The organism is Halobellus sp. GM3 (genome assembly GCF_052545375.1).
In genome coordinates this window covers 60,761-80,940 of the sequence record NZ_JBQWLT010000006.1, presented here as the reverse complement: position 1 = coordinate 80,940, position 20,180 = coordinate 60,761, and the positions used below count along the sequence as shown (strand labels likewise).

At 68.2% G+C, this 20,180-nt stretch carries 21 protein-coding genes; 11 read left to right on the top strand and 10 right to left on the bottom strand.

Features of this window, described 5'->3' with window-relative positions:
* Nucleotides 1-13: 13 nt before the first annotated feature.
* Both ACT3HL_RS10860 and ACT3HL_RS10855 read right to left on the bottom strand, forming a co-directional pair.
* A complete protein-coding gene (locus tag ACT3HL_RS10860) occupies nucleotides 14-2,419 on the bottom strand; it encodes a heavy metal translocating P-type ATPase (RefSeq protein ID WP_445086854.1) in 2,406 nt (801 codons plus the stop codon).
* 95 nt (nucleotides 2,420-2,514) lie between these two features.
* Nucleotides 2,515-3,261 carry a helix-turn-helix domain-containing protein gene (locus ACT3HL_RS10855; RefSeq protein WP_445086853.1) on the bottom strand — a complete coding sequence of 249 codons (747 nt, stop codon included), beginning with the start codon at nucleotides 3,259-3,261 and terminating at the stop codon, nucleotides 2,515-2,517.
* A 190-nt stretch (nucleotides 3,262-3,451) separates the two neighbouring features.
* On the opposite strand from ACT3HL_RS10855, the gene ACT3HL_RS10850 reads away from it, so the two are divergent.
* Nucleotides 3,452-4,195 carry a DNA polymerase sliding clamp gene (locus tag ACT3HL_RS10850; RefSeq protein ID WP_445086852.1) on the top strand — a complete coding sequence of 248 codons (744 nt, stop codon included), beginning with the start codon at nucleotides 3,452-3,454 and terminating at the stop codon, nucleotides 4,193-4,195.
* Between the two features lie 49 nt (nucleotides 4,196-4,244).
* Here ACT3HL_RS10850 and ACT3HL_RS10845 read toward each other — a convergent pair whose 3' ends face one another.
* Complete coding sequence (locus ACT3HL_RS10845; protein WP_445086851.1) at nucleotides 4,245-4,835, bottom strand: DUF7474 family protein; 591 nt, start codon at nucleotides 4,833-4,835, stop codon at nucleotides 4,245-4,247.
* A gap of 198 nt (nucleotides 4,836-5,033) precedes the next feature.
* On the opposite strand from ACT3HL_RS10845, the gene ACT3HL_RS10840 reads away from it, so the two are divergent.
* Complete coding sequence (locus ACT3HL_RS10840) at nucleotides 5,034-6,200, top strand: DNA primase (protein ID WP_445087044.1); 1,167 nt, start codon at nucleotides 5,034-5,036, stop codon at nucleotides 6,198-6,200.
* Nucleotides 6,201-6,299: 99 nt separating this feature from the next.
* Here the strand turns inward: ACT3HL_RS10840 and ACT3HL_RS10835 are convergent, their stop codons facing one another.
* Nucleotides 6,300-6,494, bottom strand: coding sequence for a DUF7472 family protein (locus ACT3HL_RS10835; protein WP_445086850.1), 195 nt, complete (start codon nucleotides 6,492-6,494; stop codon nucleotides 6,300-6,302).
* Between the two features lie 84 nt (nucleotides 6,495-6,578).
* Here ACT3HL_RS10835 and ACT3HL_RS10830 point away from each other — a divergent pair, with 84 nt between their 5' ends.
* Nucleotides 6,579-7,409, top strand: coding sequence for an SWIM zinc finger family protein (locus tag ACT3HL_RS10830; protein ID WP_445086849.1), 831 nt, complete (start codon nucleotides 6,579-6,581; stop codon nucleotides 7,407-7,409).
* Here ACT3HL_RS10830 and hjc read toward each other — a convergent pair whose 3' ends face one another.
* Nucleotides 7,410-7,847 carry a Holliday junction resolvase Hjc gene (gene hjc, locus ACT3HL_RS10825; RefSeq protein WP_445086848.1) on the bottom strand — a complete coding sequence of 146 codons (438 nt, stop codon included), beginning with the start codon at nucleotides 7,845-7,847 and terminating at the stop codon, nucleotides 7,410-7,412.
* A 195-nt stretch (nucleotides 7,848-8,042) separates the two neighbouring features.
* On the opposite strand from hjc, the gene ACT3HL_RS10820 reads away from it, so the two are divergent.
* The gene (locus ACT3HL_RS10820; protein ID WP_445086847.1) at nucleotides 8,043-9,545 is read left to right on the top strand and encodes a sulfatase-like hydrolase/transferase; all 1,503 of its coding nucleotides are present in this window, start codon (nucleotides 8,043-8,045) and stop codon (nucleotides 9,543-9,545) included.
* Complete coding sequence (locus tag ACT3HL_RS10815; protein ID WP_445086846.1) at nucleotides 9,546-9,971, top strand: GtrA family protein; 426 nt, start codon at nucleotides 9,546-9,548, stop codon at nucleotides 9,969-9,971.
* 43 nt (nucleotides 9,972-10,014) lie between these two features.
* On the opposite strand, the gene ACT3HL_RS10810 is transcribed toward ACT3HL_RS10815, so the two are convergent.
* Nucleotides 10,015-11,298 carry an adenosylhomocysteinase gene (locus tag ACT3HL_RS10810; protein WP_445086845.1) on the bottom strand — a complete coding sequence of 428 codons (1,284 nt, stop codon included), beginning with the start codon at nucleotides 11,296-11,298 and terminating at the stop codon, nucleotides 10,015-10,017.
* 449 nt (nucleotides 11,299-11,747) lie between these two features.
* On the opposite strand from ACT3HL_RS10810, the gene ACT3HL_RS10805 reads away from it, so the two are divergent.
* On the top strand, nucleotides 11,748-12,080 hold the full coding sequence (locus tag ACT3HL_RS10805) for a helix-turn-helix domain-containing protein (RefSeq protein WP_445086844.1): 333 nt from the start codon (nucleotides 11,748-11,750) through the stop codon (nucleotides 12,078-12,080).
* A gap of 18 nt (nucleotides 12,081-12,098) precedes the next feature.
* On the opposite strand, the gene ACT3HL_RS10800 is transcribed toward ACT3HL_RS10805, so the two are convergent.
* Nucleotides 12,099-13,406: an amidohydrolase family protein gene (locus ACT3HL_RS10800; RefSeq protein ID WP_445086843.1), complete on the bottom strand. Its 1,308-nt coding sequence runs from the start codon at nucleotides 13,404-13,406 to the stop codon at nucleotides 12,099-12,101.
* A 179-nt stretch (nucleotides 13,407-13,585) separates the two neighbouring features.
* On the opposite strand from ACT3HL_RS10800, the gene eif1A reads away from it, so the two are divergent.
* Genes eif1A through ACT3HL_RS10785 form a run of 3 tightly spaced genes read left to right on the top strand, consistent with a single transcriptional unit; the run spans nucleotide 13,586 to nucleotide 15,345 of the window.
* Nucleotides 13,586-13,876: a translation initiation factor eIF-1A gene (gene eif1A, locus ACT3HL_RS10795; protein WP_311170339.1), complete on the top strand. Its 291-nt coding sequence runs from the start codon at nucleotides 13,586-13,588 to the stop codon at nucleotides 13,874-13,876.
* A complete protein-coding gene (gene rio1 / locus ACT3HL_RS10790; protein WP_445086842.1) occupies nucleotides 13,873-14,778 on the top strand; it encodes a serine/threonine-protein kinase Rio1 in 906 nt (301 codons plus the stop codon). Before eif1A ends, rio1 begins: the two co-directional genes overlap by 4 nt.
* A 24-nt stretch (nucleotides 14,779-14,802) precedes the next feature.
* Nucleotides 14,803-15,345, top strand: a complete 543-nt coding sequence (locus tag ACT3HL_RS10785) for a KH domain-containing protein (protein WP_445086841.1) — start codon at nucleotides 14,803-14,805, stop codon at nucleotides 15,343-15,345.
* Between the two features lie 34 nt (nucleotides 15,346-15,379).
* Here the strand turns inward: ACT3HL_RS10785 and ACT3HL_RS10780 are convergent, their stop codons facing one another.
* The gene (locus ACT3HL_RS10780; RefSeq protein ID WP_445086840.1) at nucleotides 15,380-16,147 is read right to left on the bottom strand and encodes a DICT sensory domain-containing protein; all 768 of its coding nucleotides are present in this window, start codon (nucleotides 16,145-16,147) and stop codon (nucleotides 15,380-15,382) included.
* Nucleotides 16,148-16,368: 221 nt separating this feature from the next.
* Here ACT3HL_RS10780 and thsA point away from each other — a divergent pair, with 221 nt between their 5' ends.
* Nucleotides 16,369-18,021 (top strand): thermosome subunit alpha, encoded by a 1,653-nt coding sequence (thsA, locus tag ACT3HL_RS10775; protein ID WP_445087043.1) that lies wholly within the window; start codon nucleotides 16,369-16,371, stop codon nucleotides 18,019-18,021.
* Nucleotides 18,022-18,402: 381 nt separating this feature from the next.
* Here thsA and ACT3HL_RS10770 read toward each other — a convergent pair whose 3' ends face one another.
* Together ACT3HL_RS10770 and ACT3HL_RS10765 are read right to left on the bottom strand one after the other, a co-directional pair.
* Nucleotides 18,403-18,567 (bottom strand): DUF6757 family protein, encoded by a 165-nt coding sequence (locus ACT3HL_RS10770; protein WP_445086839.1) that lies wholly within the window; start codon nucleotides 18,565-18,567, stop codon nucleotides 18,403-18,405.
* 65 nt (nucleotides 18,568-18,632) lie between these two features.
* Nucleotides 18,633-19,475, bottom strand: a complete 843-nt coding sequence (locus ACT3HL_RS10765) for a PHP domain-containing protein (protein WP_445086838.1) — start codon at nucleotides 19,473-19,475, stop codon at nucleotides 18,633-18,635.
* A 281-nt stretch (nucleotides 19,476-19,756) separates the two neighbouring features.
* Here ACT3HL_RS10765 and ACT3HL_RS10760 point away from each other — a divergent pair, with 281 nt between their 5' ends.
* Nucleotides 19,757-20,041, top strand: a complete 285-nt coding sequence (locus ACT3HL_RS10760; RefSeq protein WP_445086837.1) for a DUF5789 family protein — start codon at nucleotides 19,757-19,759, stop codon at nucleotides 20,039-20,041.
* Nucleotides 20,042-20,180: the final 139 nt, after the last annotated feature.

Genomic DNA, 20,180 nt, shown 5'->3' with positions numbered 1-20,180 from the left:
GTGAGGCGTGGCGTCAGGAGAACCGTTCGGGATCGATCCGCGCCAGCCGCATCGCGTTGCCCGTCACGCCGAGGCTCATCCCCATATCGCCGACGACGACGGCGAGCGCGACGCTGACCAAGCCCAGCGGGACGCCGAGCGCGAGCACGGCCTTCACGCCGAGGCTGGCCCAGATGTTCTGACGGATGACGCCGTTGGCCGTGTGCGACAGCGCGTACAGGTAGGGGATCTTCCCGATGTCGTCGCCCATCAGCGCGATGTCGGCCGTTTCGAGCGCCGTGTCGGTCCCCGCCGCACCCATCGCGATACCGACGTCCGCGCTCGCCAGCGCGGGGGCGTCGTTGATGCCGTCACCGACCATCGCCACCCCGCCGTGAGTCGATCGGAGTTCCTCGACCGCCGCGACCTTCTGCTCAGGGAGGAGTTCCGCGCGGTAGTCGTCGACGCCGACCGCCTCGGCGATGGCGCGCGCCGTCCCCTCGTTGTCGCCGGTCAGCATCACCGCTTCCACGCCGCGTTCGCGGAGGCGCTCGACGGTCCGCGCGGCGCCCGGACGGACCTCGTCGGCGATCGCGACGAGCCCGATGAGCGCCGAGTCGGTCCCGACGAGGACGACCGTCTTGCCCTCGCGCTCCAGTTCGGCCAGCGCGTCGGGGAGGTCCTCTCCAGCCGCTCGGCCGGACACCAGCCCGCCGTCGGTGCGGTGTCGAGACGTCGCGAGGTCGAAGCCGAGTTCCTCGAACAGCGCCGGCTTCCCCGCGTAGAGCGTCTCGCCGTCGATCGTCGCGCGGACGCCCTTCCCGGTGACGCTCTCGAAGGCGGACGGCTCCGGAACGTCCGCGACGCCGGCGGCCTCGCTGCGGGCCAGGATCGCGGCGGCGATCGGGTGCTCGCTCCGCCGTTCGAGTCCGGCGGCGTACCGGAGGACGTCGCGCTCGCTGCGGCCGCCGAGCGGGACGACGTCGGTGACGGCCAGTTCGCCCCTCGTGAGCGTCCCGGTCTTGTCGAAGGCGACGACGTCGACGTCGCCCATCGCCTCGAGGTGGTTGCCGCCCTTGATGAGGACGCCGTTCTTCGCGGCGCTCGTGATCCCCGAGACCACCGAGACCGGCGTCGAGATGACGAACGCGCAGGGGCAGGCGATCACGAGCAGGGTGAGACCGCGGACGAACCACGTCCCCCAATCGCCGGCGAACGTGATCGCGTAGCCGGCGACGCCGACGGAGAACGGCCGGCTGATCAAAAGCGGGGGAACCGCGGTCGTCAGGATCGCCAGCACGACGATGACCGGCGTGTAGTACCCCGCGAAGCGGTCGACGAACTGCTCTCTCTCTGTCTGTTTCTCCTGTGCGCCCTGCACCATCTCGATGATCCGCGAGAGCGTCGAGTCGCCCGCGACCGACGTGACTTCGACCTCGAGGTAGCCCTCGGTGTTGATCGCGCCGGCGTACACCTCCGCGCCCGCCGCCTTGTCGACGGGGACGCTCTCGCCGGTGATCGGCGACTCGTCGACCGCGCTCTCGCCCTCGCGGACGATTCCGTCGAGGGGGATCTTCTCGCCCGGACGCACGATCACCGTCTCGCCGACGGCGACGTCCTCGGCTGGAATCGTCTCCTCGGCGCCGTCCCGCCGAACGGTCGCCTCGTCGGGCGAGAGCTCCATCAGCTCCCGCAGGGAGTCGCGCGCTCTGTCCATCGAGTAGTCCTCCAGCAGTTCGGCGACGCTGAACAGGACCGCCAGCGTCGCGGCCTCGACGAAGTAGCCGATTCCGGTCGCGGCGAGGATGGCGGTACCCATCAGGAGGTCGATGTCGAGACTCCGGTTCCGCGCCGAGTAGTACCCGTCCCGAACGACCGGCAGGCCGCTCCCGAGAACCGCTCCGAGGAACAGGACGTCCGCGACCGAGAGGCCGCGGCCCAGGACGCTCGCGACGGCGACGTTCTGGGCCGTCAGGACGAACTCGACGAGGAGGCCGGCGACGACGAACGCCGCGCCGAGCCACGTCTTCTTCGCGCGGGGGCTCGTCCACACCGCCGCCGGCGGGGCGACGCTGCTCGCAGCGTGTGCGTGGGCCGCAGAGCCGCCTGTCGCGTCGGACCCGCTCGCCGCGGCGGTTCCGTGCGGCGCGGGACTCGCGGCCGACCCGTCGATCGACTCGTCGGAGACGACCTCATAGCCCGCGTTTTCGACTGCTTCGACGACGGCGGCCTCCGTCGTCCGATCGGGATCGTAGCTCACCGTCGCGGTGCCGGTGACCGGTCGGAGCGAGACGTCGGCGACGCCCTCGACGCGCTGGAGGCTCTTGTCCACCTTCTTCGCACACGAGGGGCAGTCCATCTCCGGGACGCTGAGACGAGCGGTCAGCTCTGCTCGCTCCCCGTTGCCACTCGCTCGACCCGACGGAGACTCGTCGTCCATTGAGTGTGGCTAGGGGGAGTAGTTCGATAAATGTTCGTTGGAATATTCCAACTACGGTGGGCTTCTCGGGGCGCTGATCGAGGCGCGGACCGGGGCTACAGCGGAATCGACGGCGCGCCCGTCACGCGTCCGTCGTCGACGTACCGCTTGGCCAGAATCTCCTCGGCCCGCCGGAGCCGGTACGTGAGCGTCGACCGCGGCACGTCGAGGTGGGCCGCGAGCCCGCCGACGTCGATCTCGCGCGGCGACTCGTAGTAGCCGTGCTCGACGGCCGCTCGGAGCGCCGCCTCCTGCTCGGGCGAGAGCGCGTTCGCCTCCTCTCCCGAGGACCCCGAACGCGACGCGCTCGCCGTTCTGAGGACCTCCAGTCGGGCGCACTCGCCGACGGCGCCCTCCAGTTCCTCGAAGAACGCCGCGACGTCACCGGTGCCGGAGTGGATGATGCGCCACGTGTAGTGTCGGCCCTCGTTGCGCGTGTCGAACAGCACGCCGTCGCCGAGGTGATCCAGCGCGATGTGCGGCACGGACGCGCACGTGGGAGTCCGCTCCCAGTAGGAGTAGAGCACGAGCGTCTCGTCGGTGTGGTCGAGGACCTCCGTCGACTGGGTCGCGCCGCAGTGCTCGGTCGCGAGGCAGTCCGCGTAGTAGTCGCTGTCGAGTACCGCGGTCTCGACCGCCGAGAGCGACTCGGGCGTCCCCGTGACGTGGTCGACGCGCCAGAGGCGCTCGGAAGTCGCGTGCAGCGAGAGGGAGCGAATCCGGGCCTCGGGGTGCTCAGAGAGCGTGTCCGCTACCCTGTTGCAGCCGGGTTCGTATTCGAGGGCGAAGACGAGTTCGCGCATAGCGGTCGTACGCGGCGCGGAGATATATATCGTCGTCTCGGTAAGGACGCGTCCCGGAAGCCCGGTCGTCCCGGACTGTCATCCGGGAAGTCCGATGGTCCCGGACAGCCGTCCCGTGACGGTTTCGCACGACGCGCGCGCGAAGAAGAAGGACCAGTATTTTTAAGCCCGCTGTCGTACCAGCGTCCGTATGTTCAAGGCCATCGTGAGCGCGTCTACGCTCCAGGACGCGCTCGACTCGGTGAGCGTGCTGGTGGACGAGTGCAAGATCCGTCTGAACGAGGACGAGCTGTCGATCCGCGCCGTCGATCCCGCGAACGTCGGGATGGTCGATCTGTCGCTCGACGCCGCCGCGTTCGAGTCCTACGAGGCCGACGGGGGGGTCATCGGCGTCAACCTCGCGAAGCTCGAGGATTTCGTGGGGATGGCCAGCGGCGATCAGCTCGTCGAGCTCGAACTCGACGAGGAGACGCGGAAACTCAACATCCGGATGGACGGCCTCTCCTCGACGCTCGCGCTCATCGACCCCGACTCGATCCGACAGGAGCCCGACATCCCCGACCTCGATCTGTCCGCGGAAATCGTCCTCGAGGGCGCGCAGTTGGACCGCGGGATCAAGGCCGCCGACATGGTCTCCGATCACGTCCGCCTCCGCGTCGACGCCACCGAGGAGGCGTTCCACATCCAAGCGGAGGGGGATACCGACGACGTCGACTTCGAGCTCGACGCCGACGACCTCATCGCGCTCACCGCCGGCGCCGCCGACTCGCTGTTCTCGCTCGATTACCTGAAGGATATGAACAAGGCCATCCCGAAGGACGCGGAGGTCACCATCGAACTCGGCGAGGAGTTCCCGGTGAAGATCCACTACGCGGTCGCCGAGGGGCAGGGCAACGTCACGTACATGCTCGCGCCGCGCATCCAGTCGGACTGAGCGGCGCCCGTATCACGCCAGCCGGTCGCGACGGCGACGCCGACCCGTCTCACCCGCGGTGTCGCTCGATCACGCGCTTTGCCGCCTCGGCCTTCTCCTTCCAGCCGTACCCCGCCTCGTAGACGTGTCGCTTCGCGTCGACGAGCTCCTCGGGCGAGGACTCCTCGAAGCCGCCCCGGGACCACGCGCCGCTCTCGCGGAGCCACTCGACGACGTTCTCGCGCGTTTCGCGCCACGAGAGGCCGACCATCTCGTACCACGCGATCATCGCGAAAATCGCGTTGTCGTGACAGCCCGGCACGCTCCCCCGCCGGTAGATCGTCCGCATCGGCTCGCGGGTCGGCTCCGAGACCGCCTCGCGGAACTCCGCGGGCGTGAGCAGTCGGAGCACGTCGTTGGCCTCCGTGACGCGCCCGTCTCGCTTCAGTCGTTCGAGCGCCGCGCGGTGGAGCGCGCCCCACTCGCCGTCGACGGCGTCGTAGAGCGCGGGCTCGTCGGTCGGCCCGGCCGTGAGTCGCGCGACGACGTCGGTGTACGCCTTCTCGACGTCGGGCCACGGCGTCCCCTCGAACTCGCAGTCGGCGTCGTGGAGGCTGTTCGTGGCCCGGCAGTCGGGACACGGATACTCGAACTGCGGCACGGAGCGAGCAGAGGACGCGTGCCGCCTTAGGTGATACGGTATGGCGAGCGCCCGCTGGGGACGTCGCAGTAGGTTCCCCTTACGGGAGGATAGGTCGCGCCTACGGAGCGTCGGCGGCATCTACGGCAGAACGACGGTCCCGCGCGGGACCGATCGCCGCGTTTATTCTCCGACGCCCGAAACGGGGAGGCGATGCCGATCGACCCGCTCTACGCGCGGTATCCGTTCTTCGAGGGGGCCCGCGAGGCCGTCCGCGAGGCGGACATCTCGCCCGCGGCGCTCATCGCCGAGGACGCGCCGGCCGTCGAGCGGGGCACAGAACGGGTCGAGCGCGCGCTGATGGAGGGGACCGTGGTCGCCGAGGAGCCCCGACGATGGGACGACCGCACTGAACTGCTCTCGTATCCGATCGCGCGGATCCTCGTCTCCCTGATCGACACGCCCGCGGCCGTCGACAAGTACGCCGCCGCGGAGGCGTCGACGGCGCGAGAGCGGTTTCGGACGGACTTCGAGGCCGACGGCGACGTCCCGGAAGCCGGGCAGCGCCGGGCGACTCGCGAGACCGTGCTCCGGGAGTTCGGTCTCGATGAGACCGTGCGGCCGGAACGAACCGGCCCGTCGAGCGTGGGGGTCGAGAGCGGCGGAACCGGCGGAGGCGGCGCCGGGGCCGCTGCCGGCGGCCGACGCGCGCAGGCTCGCTACTGGATCGAGTTGGGTGCGTATCTCGACACCGCCGACCCCGACTGGGGCGAGCGGTGGCGACTCGTCAACCGCGAGGTGGCCAGCGGCGCCGTCAGCGTCACCGACGACGAGCTGACGCGGATCGTCGAGGCGGCCGTCCACCGGCGCGTCGCCGCCGGGCTCCCGATCGAGGTGCGCGGTAGCGACGGCGGCGACGCGATCGCGGACGCGCTCGAGCCGTCCGTCTCGGCGCTTCGGTCGCTGTTGAACGACCACGACGTCGCCAGCGAGTCGCGCGTCGAGGCGGTCGTTCCGGCGCTGTTTCCGCCCTGTCTGAAGACGCTGGTCCAACGGGCCCGAAGCGGCGAGTCGCTGCCGGATCACAGCGAGTTCTCGCTCGTCTCGTTCCTCGTCGCGCTCGGGATGGACGCCGCCGACGTGACGACGCTGCTCGACAGCGGCGGTGAGCAGTCCGATCGACTCGAAACGCGCGTGGAGTACCTCGCCGACGGCGACGGGACGCAGTACCCGCCGCCGTCGTGTTCGACGATGAAAGCCTACGGCGACTGCGTCGACCCCGACGAGCGCTGCGAGACGATCTCGCACCCGCTGTCGTACTACACGGACGCGGTGCGGGACGCCGGCGACGTCCGCGACTGGCGAGAGACCGCCGACGCGGAGTAAGCGATACCGGAGCGCGAGCGTCGCTGACGGAGTGCGGGCGTGGCTGCCGACGGAGAGGACGCGACGCGGGTCGAGAATCGGCTGCGTCGCCCGGAGAGACTAGTCCTGCAGGATCACGCCGACGGCGGCCATCACGAGGATAAACAGCGCGATCGCGCCGACGAGCGCGAGCCCGCCGGTCTCGCCGAGGTCGGGACCGTAGGTGGCGCCGATCCCGAGGAACACGGCGAAGAACGCGCCGACAGAGACGATAGAGACGATGATCTTCCGGCGCATCTCCGCGTCGATATCCATACCTGCGCCTTCCGCAGGACATTCTAAAAGGGCTTCGATGCGACCCAAAGCCCCGATCTCCACCCGAAACGAGGGTTTAGGGACGTGCGGAACGTACCGTCATACGGAGCCGTCGACACGCTTGGCGGCGAGTACACGATGACGCCCACTCGAAACGATTCCACGCCGGGAGCAACGACCGCCGACGACCGATCGGGAGCCGGTCACCGCTCGCGACAGCCGCCGGCTCGGCGCAGGGGCTCTCGACGGAAGACGACGCTTCCTGCCGACGGGTACGTGGGTCGGGCACACCGCGCCCGCGCGGAGCCGATGCTCGTCCGGCCGCTCCGCGACGGCCGCTACGTGGTCGAAAGCGAGGGCGGGACGTACGTCGTCGACGTCGAGCGGTCGCGTTGCACCTGTCCGGACAGCGCGATCCGCGGCGCGCGCTGCAAACACCGCCGGCGCGTCGCCGCCGAGATCGCCCGAGGGCTGCTGCCCGCCCCCGACGAGCGCGAGCGCGTCTGCGCCGTCTGCGGCGACCCGACGTTCGAACCGATCGGCGACCGCAGTCCGGCGCTGTGTGACCGTCACGACCACGAGCGTGGGGAGCGCGTCCGCGACCGCGAGACCGGCGCGCTCCTCGTCGTGGTCGACCGGGTACCCGAGCGCGCCGACGACGTCCGAACCGCGGACGGCCGTCTCGTCGCCGACTACCGGACGAACGCGAACTACGGCGACCACGAGCCTGTGTTCGCGGCCGTCTACGTGGACGCGTTGCCGGCGGGCGTCGACCCCGACGAGGTGCTCGCGGGCGCTGCCGCAGCGCCCCGATACCTGTTCCCGGCGTCTCGTCTGGTCCCCGACCGATCGGGTCCGCCCGAGCACAGCCATCGCGAGGACCGAGCCGATCGGGAGACGCCGACTGGTCGCTGATCACCCGGCGTCGTCACCGACGTCGGTCAGCCGCGACTGCGCCGGCCCGCCGACGAACGAGTCGAAGCCCTCGCCCTCCGCGAGCGCGGTCTCCTTTTTGACCCGGTAGTTCCCGCCGTCGGTCACGTGGAGGTCGCCCGGGTGGAAGAAGTACCACGCCTCCCGATCGAACCGGACGGCGATGCGCGCCTTCGCGCCGAAGTTCCGCGCGAAGTAGATCAGCGCCTCGACCTCCTCGCCGGAGAGGTAGATCGGTCGGCCCGAACTGGATTTCGCCTCGATGGCGTAGAAGACGTCGCCGTCGCCGGCGAGCACGTCCGGAAGCTCTCGTTCCGTCGCGGAGCCGGAGGCGGGGGCTCGCATCACCGCGAACCCGGCCTCGTCGAGGCGGTTGACGAGCTCCCGTTCGCGGCGGTCGCCCTTCCGGTTCGAGGACATATCCGTCACTCGGTGAGAGGGGACCTTAAACGGGACGACACCGAGCCGAAACGCGCTCGGCGTCGCGGGTTCGGGGGGAAGCCTCGACCCCGTAACAAATCCGGGAGTATATATGTACCACATCCCATCAGTCGGGTAGTACATACTTCCGCCGTGTGCTGTCAGCACCGATCGGAGGCGCTCTCGCTCACACCTATGAACGCAGACACCGAAGTTTCGAACGTCGTTCTCGTCACGGTCGATTCACTGCGGGCCGACGCGATCGGCGCGTACGACGAGCAACGCCACACGCCGGTGATGGACGGTCTGGCCGAGCGCGGCGCGGTGTTCGAGCGGGCGTTCGCGAACGGGAACTGGACGCCGTTTTCGTTTCCGTCGATTCTGGCGTCCAGACCGGTGTTCGCCGATTCGGGGGAGATCGGCGTCGACGGCGTTCCGACGCTCGCGGAGACGCTCGCTGGGGCCGGATTCGCGACGGGCGGGTTCAACGCCGCAAACGGGTTTCTCACCTCCCACTGGGGCTACGACGACGGCTTCGACGCGTTCGAGCCGTTCGTCGCCAGCGTCGGGTCGAGCCTGTACAGCCGGTACCTCGCGACGCACCCGACCGTCGAGGCGTGGCTCCAGCTCGCGGCGTCGCCGATCAGGCGGATCCGCTCTCGACTCGCCGGCAACGTCGACGATCGCCCGTTTCTGGACACCTCGCGCATGTTCGACGTCGAGCACGCCGCGTCGGCGTTCCTCGAAGACGCCGAGGGGCCGTTTTTCCTGTGGGTCCACTACATGGACACTCACACCCCGTACGTTCCCGCACCCCGGTACATCCGGGAGGTCTCCTCGGGCCTCATCGGAACTCACCGGATGCTCCGCGCACACGCGCGGACCGGACTCGGCTGGGAGGTCGGCGATCGGACCCTCTCTGACCTCCGCACGCTGTATCAGGCGGCCGCCCGACAGGTCGACGCCAGTATCGGCCGGCTGTTGGAGGACCTCTCCGCGAACGGACTCGACGACGAGACGGCCGTCATCCTCGCGGGTGACCACGGCGAGGAGTTCCAGGAACACGGCCACCTCGCACACTACCCGAAGCTGTACGACGAGCTGATCCGCGTCCCGCTGATCGTCGACGTTCCCGGCGCCGAGGGGCGACGGATCGACGGCCCGGTCGGGCTGGAGGCGATCCCGCCGACGGTCACCGACCTGCTGGGCGTCGACGCTCCCGAGGAGTGGCGCGGTGCGTCGCTCTCGGCGGCGGTGACCGACGGCGACGCCCCCGCGGACGACCCGGTCGTCTCCGTCACGGTCCGCGGCGAGGAGGTGACCGCCCAGCCGATTCCCCGGTCGCTCTCGGACGGCGACCTGCTCGTGAGCGTCCGCGACCGCGACTGGACGTACATCCGAAACGTCGACAGAGAGACCCACGAGCTGTATTACCGCCCGGACGACCCGACACAGCAGGTGAACCGCGTCGCCGACGGCGTCGACAACGGTACGGCCGATCTCGACGCGGCCGATCGCGATACGATCGCCGACGACCTCGCGGACGAGGCAGAGCGCGTCGTCGACCGGTTCCGACCGCTCGTCGACGCACACGCGGAGTTACTCCGCGAGCGGGGCGAGGCCGCCGAGGCGGCCCGGGAGGCGGGCGATGTCGACGAGGATCTCGAGGCTCGGCTGGAGGCGCTCGGCTACCGATAGATGCTCCGGAGTTTTCTCCGAAACCTCCACAGCGGTCCGCTCGCGCTACAACTTCGCCGGTTCGTCATCGTCGGCACCCTCACGGCCGGCGTCCAGATGGTCCTCCTGTGGCTGTTCGTCGACGTCGGCGGGCTCTTCTACATACTCGGGGCCGTCTTCGCGATCGAGATCACGATTATTCTCTCCTACGTGCTCAACAACGCCTGGACGTTTCAGATCTCGAAGAACACCGGGACCGCCGAGTATCTCTACGGGCTGTTGAAGACGAACGTCGTCCGCGGCACCGCGATCCCGATTCAGCTCGCGGTGCTGTATCTGCTCGTCGAGCGGGGGGCGGTTCTCTATCTCGCGGCCAACGCCGTGGCGATCCTCGTGAGCGGGATCTACCGGTACGTCCTCGACGCGAAGTGGACCTGGGGTCAGTGAGGTCTGGGCAGTCGATCGAGCTCCCTAGAGAGTGTGAGTGGCGTTACGTCCCGTGGCTCCAGCTTCCCAGATACTCCGTCTGCTCGTCAGTGAGGGAGTCGATCTCGACGCCCTCCGCCTCGAGTTTGATCTCTGCGACCTCGCGGTCGAGGTCGTCGGGGACGTCGTGAACGCCGGGGGCGTACTCGCCGCCGCGCTCGACGAGCTCGCGGACGCAGACCGCCTGAATCCCGAAGGACTGGTCCATCACCTCGACGGGGTGACCCAGCGCGATCGGCGAGGCGAGGTTGACGAGCCGTCCCTCCGCGAGGACGTTGAGCCGCCGGCCGTCGGACAGCTCGTAGGCGCGGACGCCGTCGCGCGCGTCGTACTCGTCGACGGCGAGTTCCGAGAGCGCGCCGAGGTCGATTTCCACGTCGAAGTGGCCGGCGTTTGCGAGCAGAACGCCGTCTTTCATTTCACCGAAGTCCTCGCGGGTGATGACATCGCGGTTTCCCGTTGTCGTGATGAACACGTCGCCGACCGCGGCGGCCTCGTTCATCGGCATCACGTCGTAGCCCTCCATGTGCGCCTCCAGCGCGCGGCGCGGCTCGACCTCGGTGACGATCACGTTCGCGTTCTGGCCGGCGGCCTTCTTCGCGACGCCCTTGCCGCAGTAGCCGTAGCCGGCGACGACGACGTTCTTGCCCGCATACGAGAGGTTCGTCGTCATCGCGATGGTCGCGAGCGACGACTCGCCGGTCCCGTGGACGTTGTCGAAGAGCCGCTTCATCGGGGTGTCGTTGACGGCGAAGACCGGATACTTGAGCTCCCCGTCGTCGTCCATCGCGCGCAGGCGGTGGATTCCCGTCGTCGTCTCTTCGGCGCCGCCGACGATGGTGTCGATGAGTTCGGGGTAGTCCTCGTGAATCGCGTAGATCATGTCCATCCCGTCGTCGACGGTGATCGTCGGCTCGTGGGAGACCACCGACTCGATGGCGGCGTAGTAGTCGTCGTCGCCGACGCCGCGCTTCGCGTACGAGAAGATGTCGTCGTTGGCGTCGAGCGCCGCGCTCACGTCGTCGTGGGTCGACAGGGGGTTACAGCCCGTGATCGCGACCTCCGCGCCGCCGAGCGCGAGCAGTTCGACGAGGTTCGCCGTCTTCGCCTCGACGTGCATCGCCATCCCGATCGTGTGGCCGGCGAGCGGTCGGTCCTCTCGGAACTGCTCGCGGAGTTCCCGCAGGATCGGCATGTGTTGGAGCGCCCAGTCCATCTTCCGTCGCCCCTCGGTGCGAGCGGACTCAATATCGTCGAGTTGCTCGCCGATGGGCGGGTACGTGCTCATAGACCGACCTACCCCGCCGGGCGGAAAATACCTACCGAACCACCTTTTTCCACGGAGGGGTCCACTGGACCCCTCCGCGCAAAAACCTGGTGGGGAAAAAAGGCCGCGAGGCTCGCCGCGGCGAGCCTCGCGGGGGATGCGCTCGTGACGTGATCGCCGCGACTGCCTCCCACTGTGTCTGGCTTGCGACTGCGTACACGCTGTGCTCTGACGCTGACCGCATCCACGCCCGTCAACGTGCGTTACTGCGCCGCCGTACCCTTATGTGCGATGCCGGGGCCAACGCCCCCGTGACGTGAGAATCAGCCCGCGCCGGGAAGCGGTTGTCCGGCACGTCGGCGCGGGCGCGGGAGTGCCGGCTGTTTGCCATACGGTGTTGTTTACTTCGGCCGCCCCCGTCGACCCCGGTAAAGCCTTTCAGGGTCCGCTCCGATAGGCGACCTGCGCAGATGTCCACACCTGACCGCGAGCCGCGCCGGGTCGACGGCAGGGAGTCAACGCTCCCGCGATCGGACGCGCTGACGCTACTGGCGAGCGATACCGGCATCGAGCTTTTACAGGCGGCGGGTCGCCCGGGAACAGCCTGCGAACTCAGGGACCGATCGGGCGTGCCGCTCTCGACGGTCTACCGGGAGGCGAGTAAGCTCGTCGAGGCCGGGCTTCTCGAAGAGACCGTCCGCGTCGACGTCGACAACGGCCGGCACGCCAGCGTCTACGAGCGCGCCGTCGACTCCCTGACGGTTTCGATCACCGACGACGGCGTCGACATCCGAGCCGAGTAGTCCGTCGATCGCGTAGTGTCACGCCGCGCGGGCGACGAGGTCGACTGCGCGCCGCCGGGCCGTCTCGACGACCCCCTTCTCGTCGAGCGTCACGACCTCGCGGTCGCGCATCAGCACTCGTCCGTCACAGACAGTGTGGCGGACGTCGGAACCGCGAGCGGCGTACGCGAGGTGACTGACGAGGTCGTGAGCGGGCGCGAGATGCGGCGCGTCGAGGTCGACGACCGCGAGGTCCGCGGCCGCGCCGACCTCGATACGCCCCCCCGGCAGCGACAGCGCCTCGGCGCCGCCCTCAGTCGCCATCCGCACGGCCGCCGCCGCGGGCACCGCCGACGCGTCGTCGGCGCCGAGCTTGCCGATCATCGCGGCGTCCCTGAGTTCGTCGAACAGGTCGAGGTCGTTGTTCGAGGCCGCGCCGTCGGTGCCGAGCGCCACCGTCACGCCGGCGTCGAGGTACTTCTGCACGGGCGCGATCCCGGAGGCGAGCTTCATGTTCGACGCCGGGCAGTGAACGACCGCCGCACCCCGGTCGGCCAACAGGTCGACCTCGCTTCCGTCGACGTGCACGCCGTGCGCGAGGAAGTTCTCCTCGGCGAGGAGTCCGAGGTCGTCGGCGTAGGCGAGCGGCCGGTCGCCGCGCTCCTCGACGATCGGTGCGACTTCCTCGCGCGTCTCGTTGGCGTGGAAGTGAACCGGAATCCCGTCTTCGCGAGCCGCTTCGGCGGCCTCACGCAGGAGCGGCTCGTCCACGGTCGTCAGCGAATGCGGCATCACGGCCGTCCGAACCCGGCCGCCCGCGGCGCCGTCGTACTCGCGGGCGACCTCGAGGCTCTCTTCGACGTCGGCGCGCGCGTCCGCGTCGTCCTTCCCGACGGTGACGACGCCGTGGCCGACGCGGGCGCGCATCCCCGCCGCGTCGACCGCCTCGACGATCTCGGGCACGTGGAAGTACATATCCGCCAACGTGGTCGTCCCCGATCTGATCATTTCGACGAGGCCGAGCTCCGCTCCGGCGCGGACGTCGTCGGCGGTGAGTTCGGCCTCTGCGGGCCAGATATCCTCGCGGAGCCACGCGTCGAGCGGCTTGTCGTCAGCGTACCCCCGGAGGAGCGTCATCGCGACGTGCGTGTGCGCGTTGACCAGTCCGGGCATCACGAGTCCGCCCGAGGCGTCGAGGGTATCGTCGGCGGCGCGTTCGGCCGTCAGCTCCGCTCCGATGTCCGTGATTCGCCCGGTCTCACGGTCGACGAGCACGTCCGCGTCGACGACCGTCGCGTCGGGGCGGAGGACCCGGCCGCCGGAGACGAGAAGCGTGTCGGATGCCATACGCGCCGTACCGACGGCTGGCGTATGAGCGTGTCGTCTGTCGGTGAGAGATCGACGGGTGTCGAGTGCCGCGCGACAGCCCGACGGGACACTGATCCGAAGCGGCGAGCGACGGCCTCGAAGCGCCGTCGACGGCGGTTCTCGCAGAACTTAAACCGAGGCGCGACGAACGGCCGCGTATGAGCGACGACGAGAACCGGGGACGACGTGACCTCCGGATGCCCGACGACGATGAGGTGTTCGCCGTCGTCACGAATATGCTCGGAGCGAACCGCGTGAAAGTCAGGTGCGCCGACGGCGTCGAGCGCACCGCGCGAATCCCCGGACGGATGCAAAAGCGCATCTGGATCCGCGAGGACGACGTCGTCCTCGTCGAGCCGTGGGACTGGCAGGACGAAAAGGCCGACGTCGTCTGGCGCTACGAGAAGTCCGAGGCGGACCAGCTCCGCGAGGAAGGACACATCCAGTGACTGATTCCGAGGAGTTCGGCTTTTTAGCTCCGGAGGAGGCCGACGCTCCCGGCGACGAGTGGGAGGAGATCGATGTCACCGACACGGAGGCCGACCGGATCGCCCGCCGTCGCGACCGGAAGTTCGACGAGTTCCGCGAGCGGCTGAAGGACGCCGATCAGTTCAAAGTGGAGCAGTCGGTCTTCGACGACGCCACGTTCGCGGCGATCTACAAACTCGTACAGGACGGTCACATCGACGCCTTCGGCGGCCCGATCTCGACCGGAAAAGAGGCGAACGTCTACGAGGCGCTCGGAAGCGAGGGCGAGGACGAACGCGACGTCGCCGTCAAGATCTACCGGATCAACGCCTCGAACTTCCGGCAGATGAGCGAGTACCTCGAAGGCGATCCGCGGTTCGAGAGCATCGGCAACGACAAAAAGCGGATCGTCCTCGCGTGGACCCAAAAGGAGTTCGCGAACCTCTCTCGCGCGCGACAGGCCGGCGTCCGCGTCCCCGAACCGATCGCCGTCGAGCGAAACGTCCTCGTGATGGAACTCGTCGGGCTCGTCGAAGAGCGGGCGCGCCGGCTGGCCGAGGTCGACGTCGAGAACCCCGAGACGGCTTACGAGGTCGTCCGCGAGTACATGCGACGACTCCACGCCGCGGGGCTCGTCCACGGCGACCTCTCGGAGTACAATATGATCATTCACGACGGCGAACTCGTCGTGATCGACCTCGGGCAGGCCGTGACTGTCCACCACCCGAACGCCGGCGAGTTCCTGCGGCGAGACTGCCGGAACGTGGCCGCCTTCTTCCGCCGGCAGGGGCTGGGCGTGACCGCTGACGAACTGTACGCGTTCGTCACCGATCCCGATCCAGATCCGTCGGGGACGCCGGGCGACGACGCTGAAAACGCTTAAACCGTTCCGTCGGATAATTCGGGTATGAAACACGTGAAGGTCCCGCAGGACCGCATCGGCGTCCTCATCGGCGAGGGCGGTGAGACGATGCGCGAGATCGAACAGCGGGCGGAGGTTCGACTCGACATCGACTCCGAGACCGGCGCGGTCGCGATCGACGACGTCGGCGACCCCGTGAGCGGGATGCTCGCCCCGGACATCGTCCGCGCGATCGGCCGCGGGTTCACGCCCGAATCGGCGCTGTCGCTTCTCGATAACGACCTTCGGACGTTCGAGCTCGTCGACCTCGAATCGCACACGCGAAACAAGAACGATCTGAAGCGACAGAAGGGCCGACTCATCGGCGAGGACGGCCGGACCCGCGAGCTGATGGAGGAGCTCACGGGCGCGGAGGTCGTCATCAAGGGAACGACGCTCGGCGTCATCGGCCAACCCGAGGAGGTCGAGGCCGTTCGCCGCGCCGTCGGGATGATCCTCGACGGCGCCCCGCACGGCGCGGTCTACTCGTTCCTCGAACGCAAGCACAACGAGCTCACGCAGGGCTTCGACGTCCGGCAATCGGGATAGCGCCCGATCGAGGGGGATGCTGCGGTGTTCGCCGCTATCCGTACGTCTCTTCGAGATACGCCCTCACGCGCGCTGCCGACTCGCTGTCGATGACCCAGACGCCCTCCCACTCGCAGTTATCGTCGGTGAGCGCGACGAGCGCCGCCCCCGAGACGTCGGCGTCCGGCGGCGGATCGAAGACGACGAACCACCCGTTTCTGATCTCCGCGACGTCGTCGTCGTGGACGGTCACGTCCCTCGATTCGAGGGGGTAGGCGTCGCCGAGGCCGTATACGTGCACGTCGAGGTCGGTCGCAGCCAGCTCCTCGTACGCGCGGTCGGTGCCGCGCTCGTCGGCGATTCGCGAGAGTCGCTGAAAGCCGGCGTGGAGCGCTCCTCGTCCGTGCCGGGCCGCTTCCGCCTCGATGTACCGAGAGATCTCGATCAGGAGGAGCTTCCCCTTCGCGTTGTCCGGGTATCCGCGGACGCGGAACCGCGTTCCCGCGAGATCGCGGACGACATCCGGCGTTTCGACGTCGCGAAGGGAGCGAGAGCCGGTGATGTAGGTGTCGGAGTTCACCGTGAGAATCGCGTCGCGAACGTCCTCGAAGCTCGATTCGGCGACGATGCGTCCGTCCCGGTGCAGTTGGACGACGTCCGAGTCCGAGAGGACGCGAGCGACCTCCGAGACGGCGACCGGCTGATTGGCGAACAGCGAATCGAGCATCCGAGAAATCGTGGGGGGCTGCGCCGTGTTGACCACCGAGAGCGTCGTCTCCGCGTCCGTGGTCGCGAACTCGTCTATGAACCCCCGCAGCGACATCACCGCGAGATAGTCCGTCCCGCTACTAGGTCTTTACTCGTCTGGGGGCCCTCGGATCCGGGCCGAGTACGGGAATAGTATATAAATCAATGTATGTTAGTGATTAACACGTGCCTTGACACGCGCTCCCTCGCGTTTCGGTTCCGGGAACGTCACTTTTATATAGAATCACAAACAATCCCACGTTGTATATGAGTCAGCGAATGCAGCAGGGTCAGCCCATGATCATTCTGGGTGAGGATTCACAGCGCACACAGGGGAAAGACGCACAATCGATGAACATCTCGGCGGGGAAAGCCGTCGCCGAGTCCGTTCGGACCACGCTCGGTCCGAAGGGAATGGACAAGATGCTCGTCGACTCCGGCGGCTCGGTCGTCGTAACGAACGACGGCGTCACGATCCTCAAGGAGATGGACATCGATCACCCGGCGGCGAACATGATCGTCGAAGTGAGCGAGACCCAAGAGGACGAGGTCGGCGACGGGACCACGACGGCTGTCGTCGTCGCGGGTGAGCTCCTCGACCAGGCCGAGGATCTCATCGAGCAGGACGTCCACGCGACCACCATCGCGCAGGGGTACCGTCAGGCCGCGGAGAAGGCCAAGGAGGTCCTCGAGGCGAACGCCATTGAGGTCTCCGAGGACGACCACGAGACGCTCGTCAAGATCGCCGAGACGGCGATGACGGGCAAGGGCGCGGAGTCCTCGAAGGACCTGCTCGCCGAACTCGTCGTCAACGCCGTGGTGGCCGTCGCCGACGACGACGGCATCGACACGGACAACGTCTCCGTCGAGAAGGTCGTCGGCGGCTCCATCGACAACTCCGAGCTCGTCGAGGGCGTCATCGTCGACAAAGAGCGCGTCCACGAGAACATGCCCTACGGCGTCGAAGACGCCAACATCGCGCTGTTCGACGGCGCCCTCGAAGTCCGTGAGACCGAGATCGACGCCGAAGTCAACGTCACCGATCCCGACCAGCTTCAGCAGTTCCTCGACCAAGAGGAGAAACAGCTGCAGGAGATGGTCGACCAGCTCGTCGACGTCGGCGCCGACGTCGTCTTCGTCGGTGACGGCATCGACGACATGGCCCAGCACTACCTCGCGAAGGAGGGCATCCTCGCGGTCCGCCGCGCGAAGTCCTCGGACCTGAAGCGGCTCGCCCGCGCGACCGGCGGCAACGTCGTCGGCTCGCTCGACGACATCGAGGCCGACGACCTCGGCTTCGCCGGCTCCGTCGCCCAGAAGGACATCGGCGGCGACGAGCGCATCTTCGTCGAGGACGTCGAGGACGCCAAGTCCGTCACGCTCATCCTCCGCGGCGGCACCGAGCACGTCGTCGACGAGCTCGAGCGCGCGATCGAGGACTCCCTCGGCGTCGTGAAGACGACGCTGGAGGATGGACAGGTCCTGCCCGGCGGCGGCGCGAGCGAGACCGAACTCTCGATGGAGCTCGGCGAGTTCGCGAGCTCCGTCGGCGGTCGCGAGCAGCTCGCGATCGAGGCCTTCACCGAGGCGCTGGACATCATCCCGCGCACCCTCGCTGAGAACGCCGGCCTCGACCCCATCGAGTCGCTCGTCAACCTCCGCAAGGCGCACTCCGACGGCGACATCGCCGCGGGCCTCGACGCCTACACGGGCAAGATCGTCAACATGGAGGACGACGGCGTCGTCGAACCCCTCCGCGTCAAGACGCAGGCCATCGAGTCCGCCACCGAGGCGGCCGTGATGATCCTCCGCATCGACGACGTCATCGCAGCCGGCGACCTCAAGGGCGGCGGCAGCGACGACGGCGGCGACGAGGGCGGCGCGCCCGGCGGTGCCCCCGGCGGCATGGGTGGCATGGGCGGCATGGGCGGTATGGGCGGCGCAATGTAAGATCGGTTCAGAACGCTTACATCACTTCCCACGTCCCGCACGCCTCGAATCGCCCGCCGAACGCCCGCGAATCCGTTTTCTTTCGAGCGACTGTCTGCGTAGCGGCGTCGCTAGCGAAGCGCCGACGGAGCGATACGGTCGCCGAGTGGAGCGCCTCGCTGTCGCGTCAACGCGGCATAAACGACTTTGTCGGTCGCGCGCGTAGCGAAGACGAGATGGGCGACCCAGCCTGCTATCGCGAGGTGTGTCCCGACTGCGACGCGCAGGTGACCATCGTGGACGAGCGGTGTCCCGACTGTGAGCGGCCGCTGGCGCGTCGATAACGTCGCCAACGCCGCGTCGATACGCGGCGACAAATACGCTCGCCGCGACCGACGTCGACTACTCCGCGCGATCGATGTCGATCTGCTCTCGGATCGCGGCCAACTCCTCGGAGTCGGCCAGTGCCTCGACCTGCGTCCGGAAGTGCCGCTCACAGAGGCCGACCTTGATTCCGTCTTTCTCCGCGGCGTAGGCGGCGTCCCGGTCGCAGTAGTGGCACTTCATACCCACGCTTGGGTCTCCGTGGGGTTTAACTCTGCGCCCCCGGCTATCGCCACCGAGAACGACAGTCAGACGCCCGGCAGACGCGCAGCGAACGGCTCGAACGCCGACCGCGGCGGGCCGGTGACGCCGAGCGTCCGGTCGTGGGCGTCCGACCCCCCCGTCAACAGGAGTCCAGCCTCCCCGGCGATGCGGTCGAGAAGCGCCCGGTCCTCTCGTTCGGCGCTCGATCCGCCGTAGGGGTAGTAGCGCTCGACCGCGTCGAGCTCTCGGGCCCGCTCGAGCGCCGATTCCGGATCGGGGTAGCGGAACGGGTGGGCGAGGGCGACGACGGCACAGGACGCTCGAAGCGCCTCGACCCCCTCCGAAAACGGGGGAACGTACCGCTCGACGTAGCAGGGACCGTCGTTGCCGATCAGGTGTGCGAACGCGCCGTCGAAATCGTAGGGGGCGTCGCTCTCGTCGATCGCGCGGGCGATGTTCGGTCGCCCCAAGCCCTCGCGGAGTTCCACGTCGAGGTCGACGCTGAGGCGCGCTTCCACGCGCTCGACGATCTCGGCCCCGCGCTGCTTCCGGTTCCGCTGGATCCGTTCGGTCACCCGCTCGATCCCCGCGGTCGCTTCGAGGCCGTACCCGAGCAGGTCGAGGCGCTGGTCCCCGGCGTCGACGCGGAGTTCGATCCCGCGGATCACGGTCACGCCGTCGCGGTCGCTCACGGGCGCGTCGAGCTCAGGGTGGATTCGATCGTGGTCCGTCACGGCGACGACGTCGACGCCGCCCGCCCGCGCCGACTCGGCGAGTTCGGGGACCGTCAGCGTCCCGTCGGAGGCGGTCGTGTGAACGTGGAGGTCCGCCACCGGGGCGTCGTCACGGTCGTGTGTCACACCGACAAATCGGCGGCGACGTCTCATAATGGTTGTTCTCGTCTCCTCCCGGCGAACGCCGTCAGGGGTGGGCGCTCACCGATACCCCGTGCGAACAATCACCAGTGCTCTTTTGCCGCCGACTCCGGCAGTCGCGCGCCGTTCCTCACCGTGTCCGCGACGCTCACGATTTCAGCCTCGCCCGTGTCACAGACGGGGACACGATCCGTGGCACCAGCCACCAATTAATGATCATTAAGGAATCCTGCATTCTACATATATCCTCATAGAAAACCATTAAGAATACGGAGCCTCTACGGGAGAGTGCAATGCGCTTGAACCAGACCGGTGAGCTCATCGACGCCCACGAGTTCCCGGCCACGACCGAAGACCTCATCGAGGCGTACGGCGATCAGACGATAGAACTCCCCAACGGATCGGCGCGCCTCGGAGACGTACTCGCTCGTGCGGGGTCGGAGACGTACCGGAGCGCCGACGACGCCCACTCGGCGCTTTTCTGCGGTCTCGGCCACGAGGCTATCGGTCGGCGCTACTACAGCGACCGCGACGCCTACGCGACGGGCGAAGAGGGACCGCAGCAGGTCTCCTTCTAACGGGACGGACGGCCGACGGGTGTCGGCCCCCATCGATCTTTTGAGCGGCGGTTTGGTCGGCTATATAAGGCCGTTTGCAAGTCACTGTACACTCGATGGCACGCGGTCGTTCGATCGGACGCGCAAAACAGTCGGAATG

Coding starts and splice junctions, on each gene's coding strand:
- ACT3HL_RS10855 (WP_445086853.1), bottom strand. CDS start 3,261: ATGCGCGAACTCGTCTTCGCCCTCGAATACGAACCCGGCTGCAACAGG.
- ACT3HL_RS10800 (WP_445086843.1), bottom strand. CDS start 13,406: ATGGCATCCGACACGCTTCTCGTCTCCGGCGGCCGGGTCCTCCGCCCC.
- ACT3HL_RS10815 (WP_445086846.1), top strand. CDS start 9,546: ATGCTCCGGAGTTTTCTCCGAAACCTCCACAGCGGTCCGCTCGCGCTA.
- ACT3HL_RS10860 (WP_445086854.1), bottom strand. CDS start 2,419: ATGGACGACGAGTCTCCGTCGGGTCGAGCGAGTGGCAACGGGGAGCGA.
- eif1A (WP_311170339.1), top strand. CDS start 13,586: ATGAGCGACGACGAGAACCGGGGACGACGTGACCTCCGGATGCCCGAC.
- ACT3HL_RS10820 (WP_445086847.1), top strand. CDS start 8,043: ATGAACGCAGACACCGAAGTTTCGAACGTCGTTCTCGTCACGGTCGAT.
- ACT3HL_RS10780 (WP_445086840.1), bottom strand. CDS start 16,147: ATGTCGCTGCGGGGGTTCATAGACGAGTTCGCGACCACGGACGCGGAG.
- ACT3HL_RS10835 (WP_445086850.1), bottom strand. CDS start 6,494: ATGGATATCGACGCGGAGATGCGCCGGAAGATCATCGTCTCTATCGTC.
- ACT3HL_RS10760 (WP_445086837.1), top strand. CDS start 19,757: ATGCGCTTGAACCAGACCGGTGAGCTCATCGACGCCCACGAGTTCCCG.
- ACT3HL_RS10770 (WP_445086839.1), bottom strand. CDS start 18,567: ATGAAGTGCCACTACTGCGACCGGGACGCCGCCTACGCCGCGGAGAAA.
- ACT3HL_RS10850 (WP_445086852.1), top strand. CDS start 3,452: ATGTTCAAGGCCATCGTGAGCGCGTCTACGCTCCAGGACGCGCTCGAC.
- ACT3HL_RS10765 (WP_445086838.1), bottom strand. CDS start 19,475: ATGAGACGTCGCCGCCGATTTGTCGGTGTGACACACGACCGTGACGAC.
- ACT3HL_RS10785 (WP_445086841.1), top strand. CDS start 14,803: ATGAAACACGTGAAGGTCCCGCAGGACCGCATCGGCGTCCTCATCGGC.
- ACT3HL_RS10805 (WP_445086844.1), top strand. CDS start 11,748: ATGTCCACACCTGACCGCGAGCCGCGCCGGGTCGACGGCAGGGAGTCA.
- thsA (WP_445087043.1), top strand. CDS start 16,369: ATGATCATTCTGGGTGAGGATTCACAGCGCACACAGGGGAAAGACGCA.
- ACT3HL_RS10810 (WP_445086845.1), bottom strand. CDS start 11,298: ATGAGCACGTACCCGCCCATCGGCGAGCAACTCGACGATATTGAGTCC.
- hjc (WP_445086848.1), bottom strand. CDS start 7,847: ATGTCCTCGAACCGGAAGGGCGACCGCCGCGAACGGGAGCTCGTCAAC.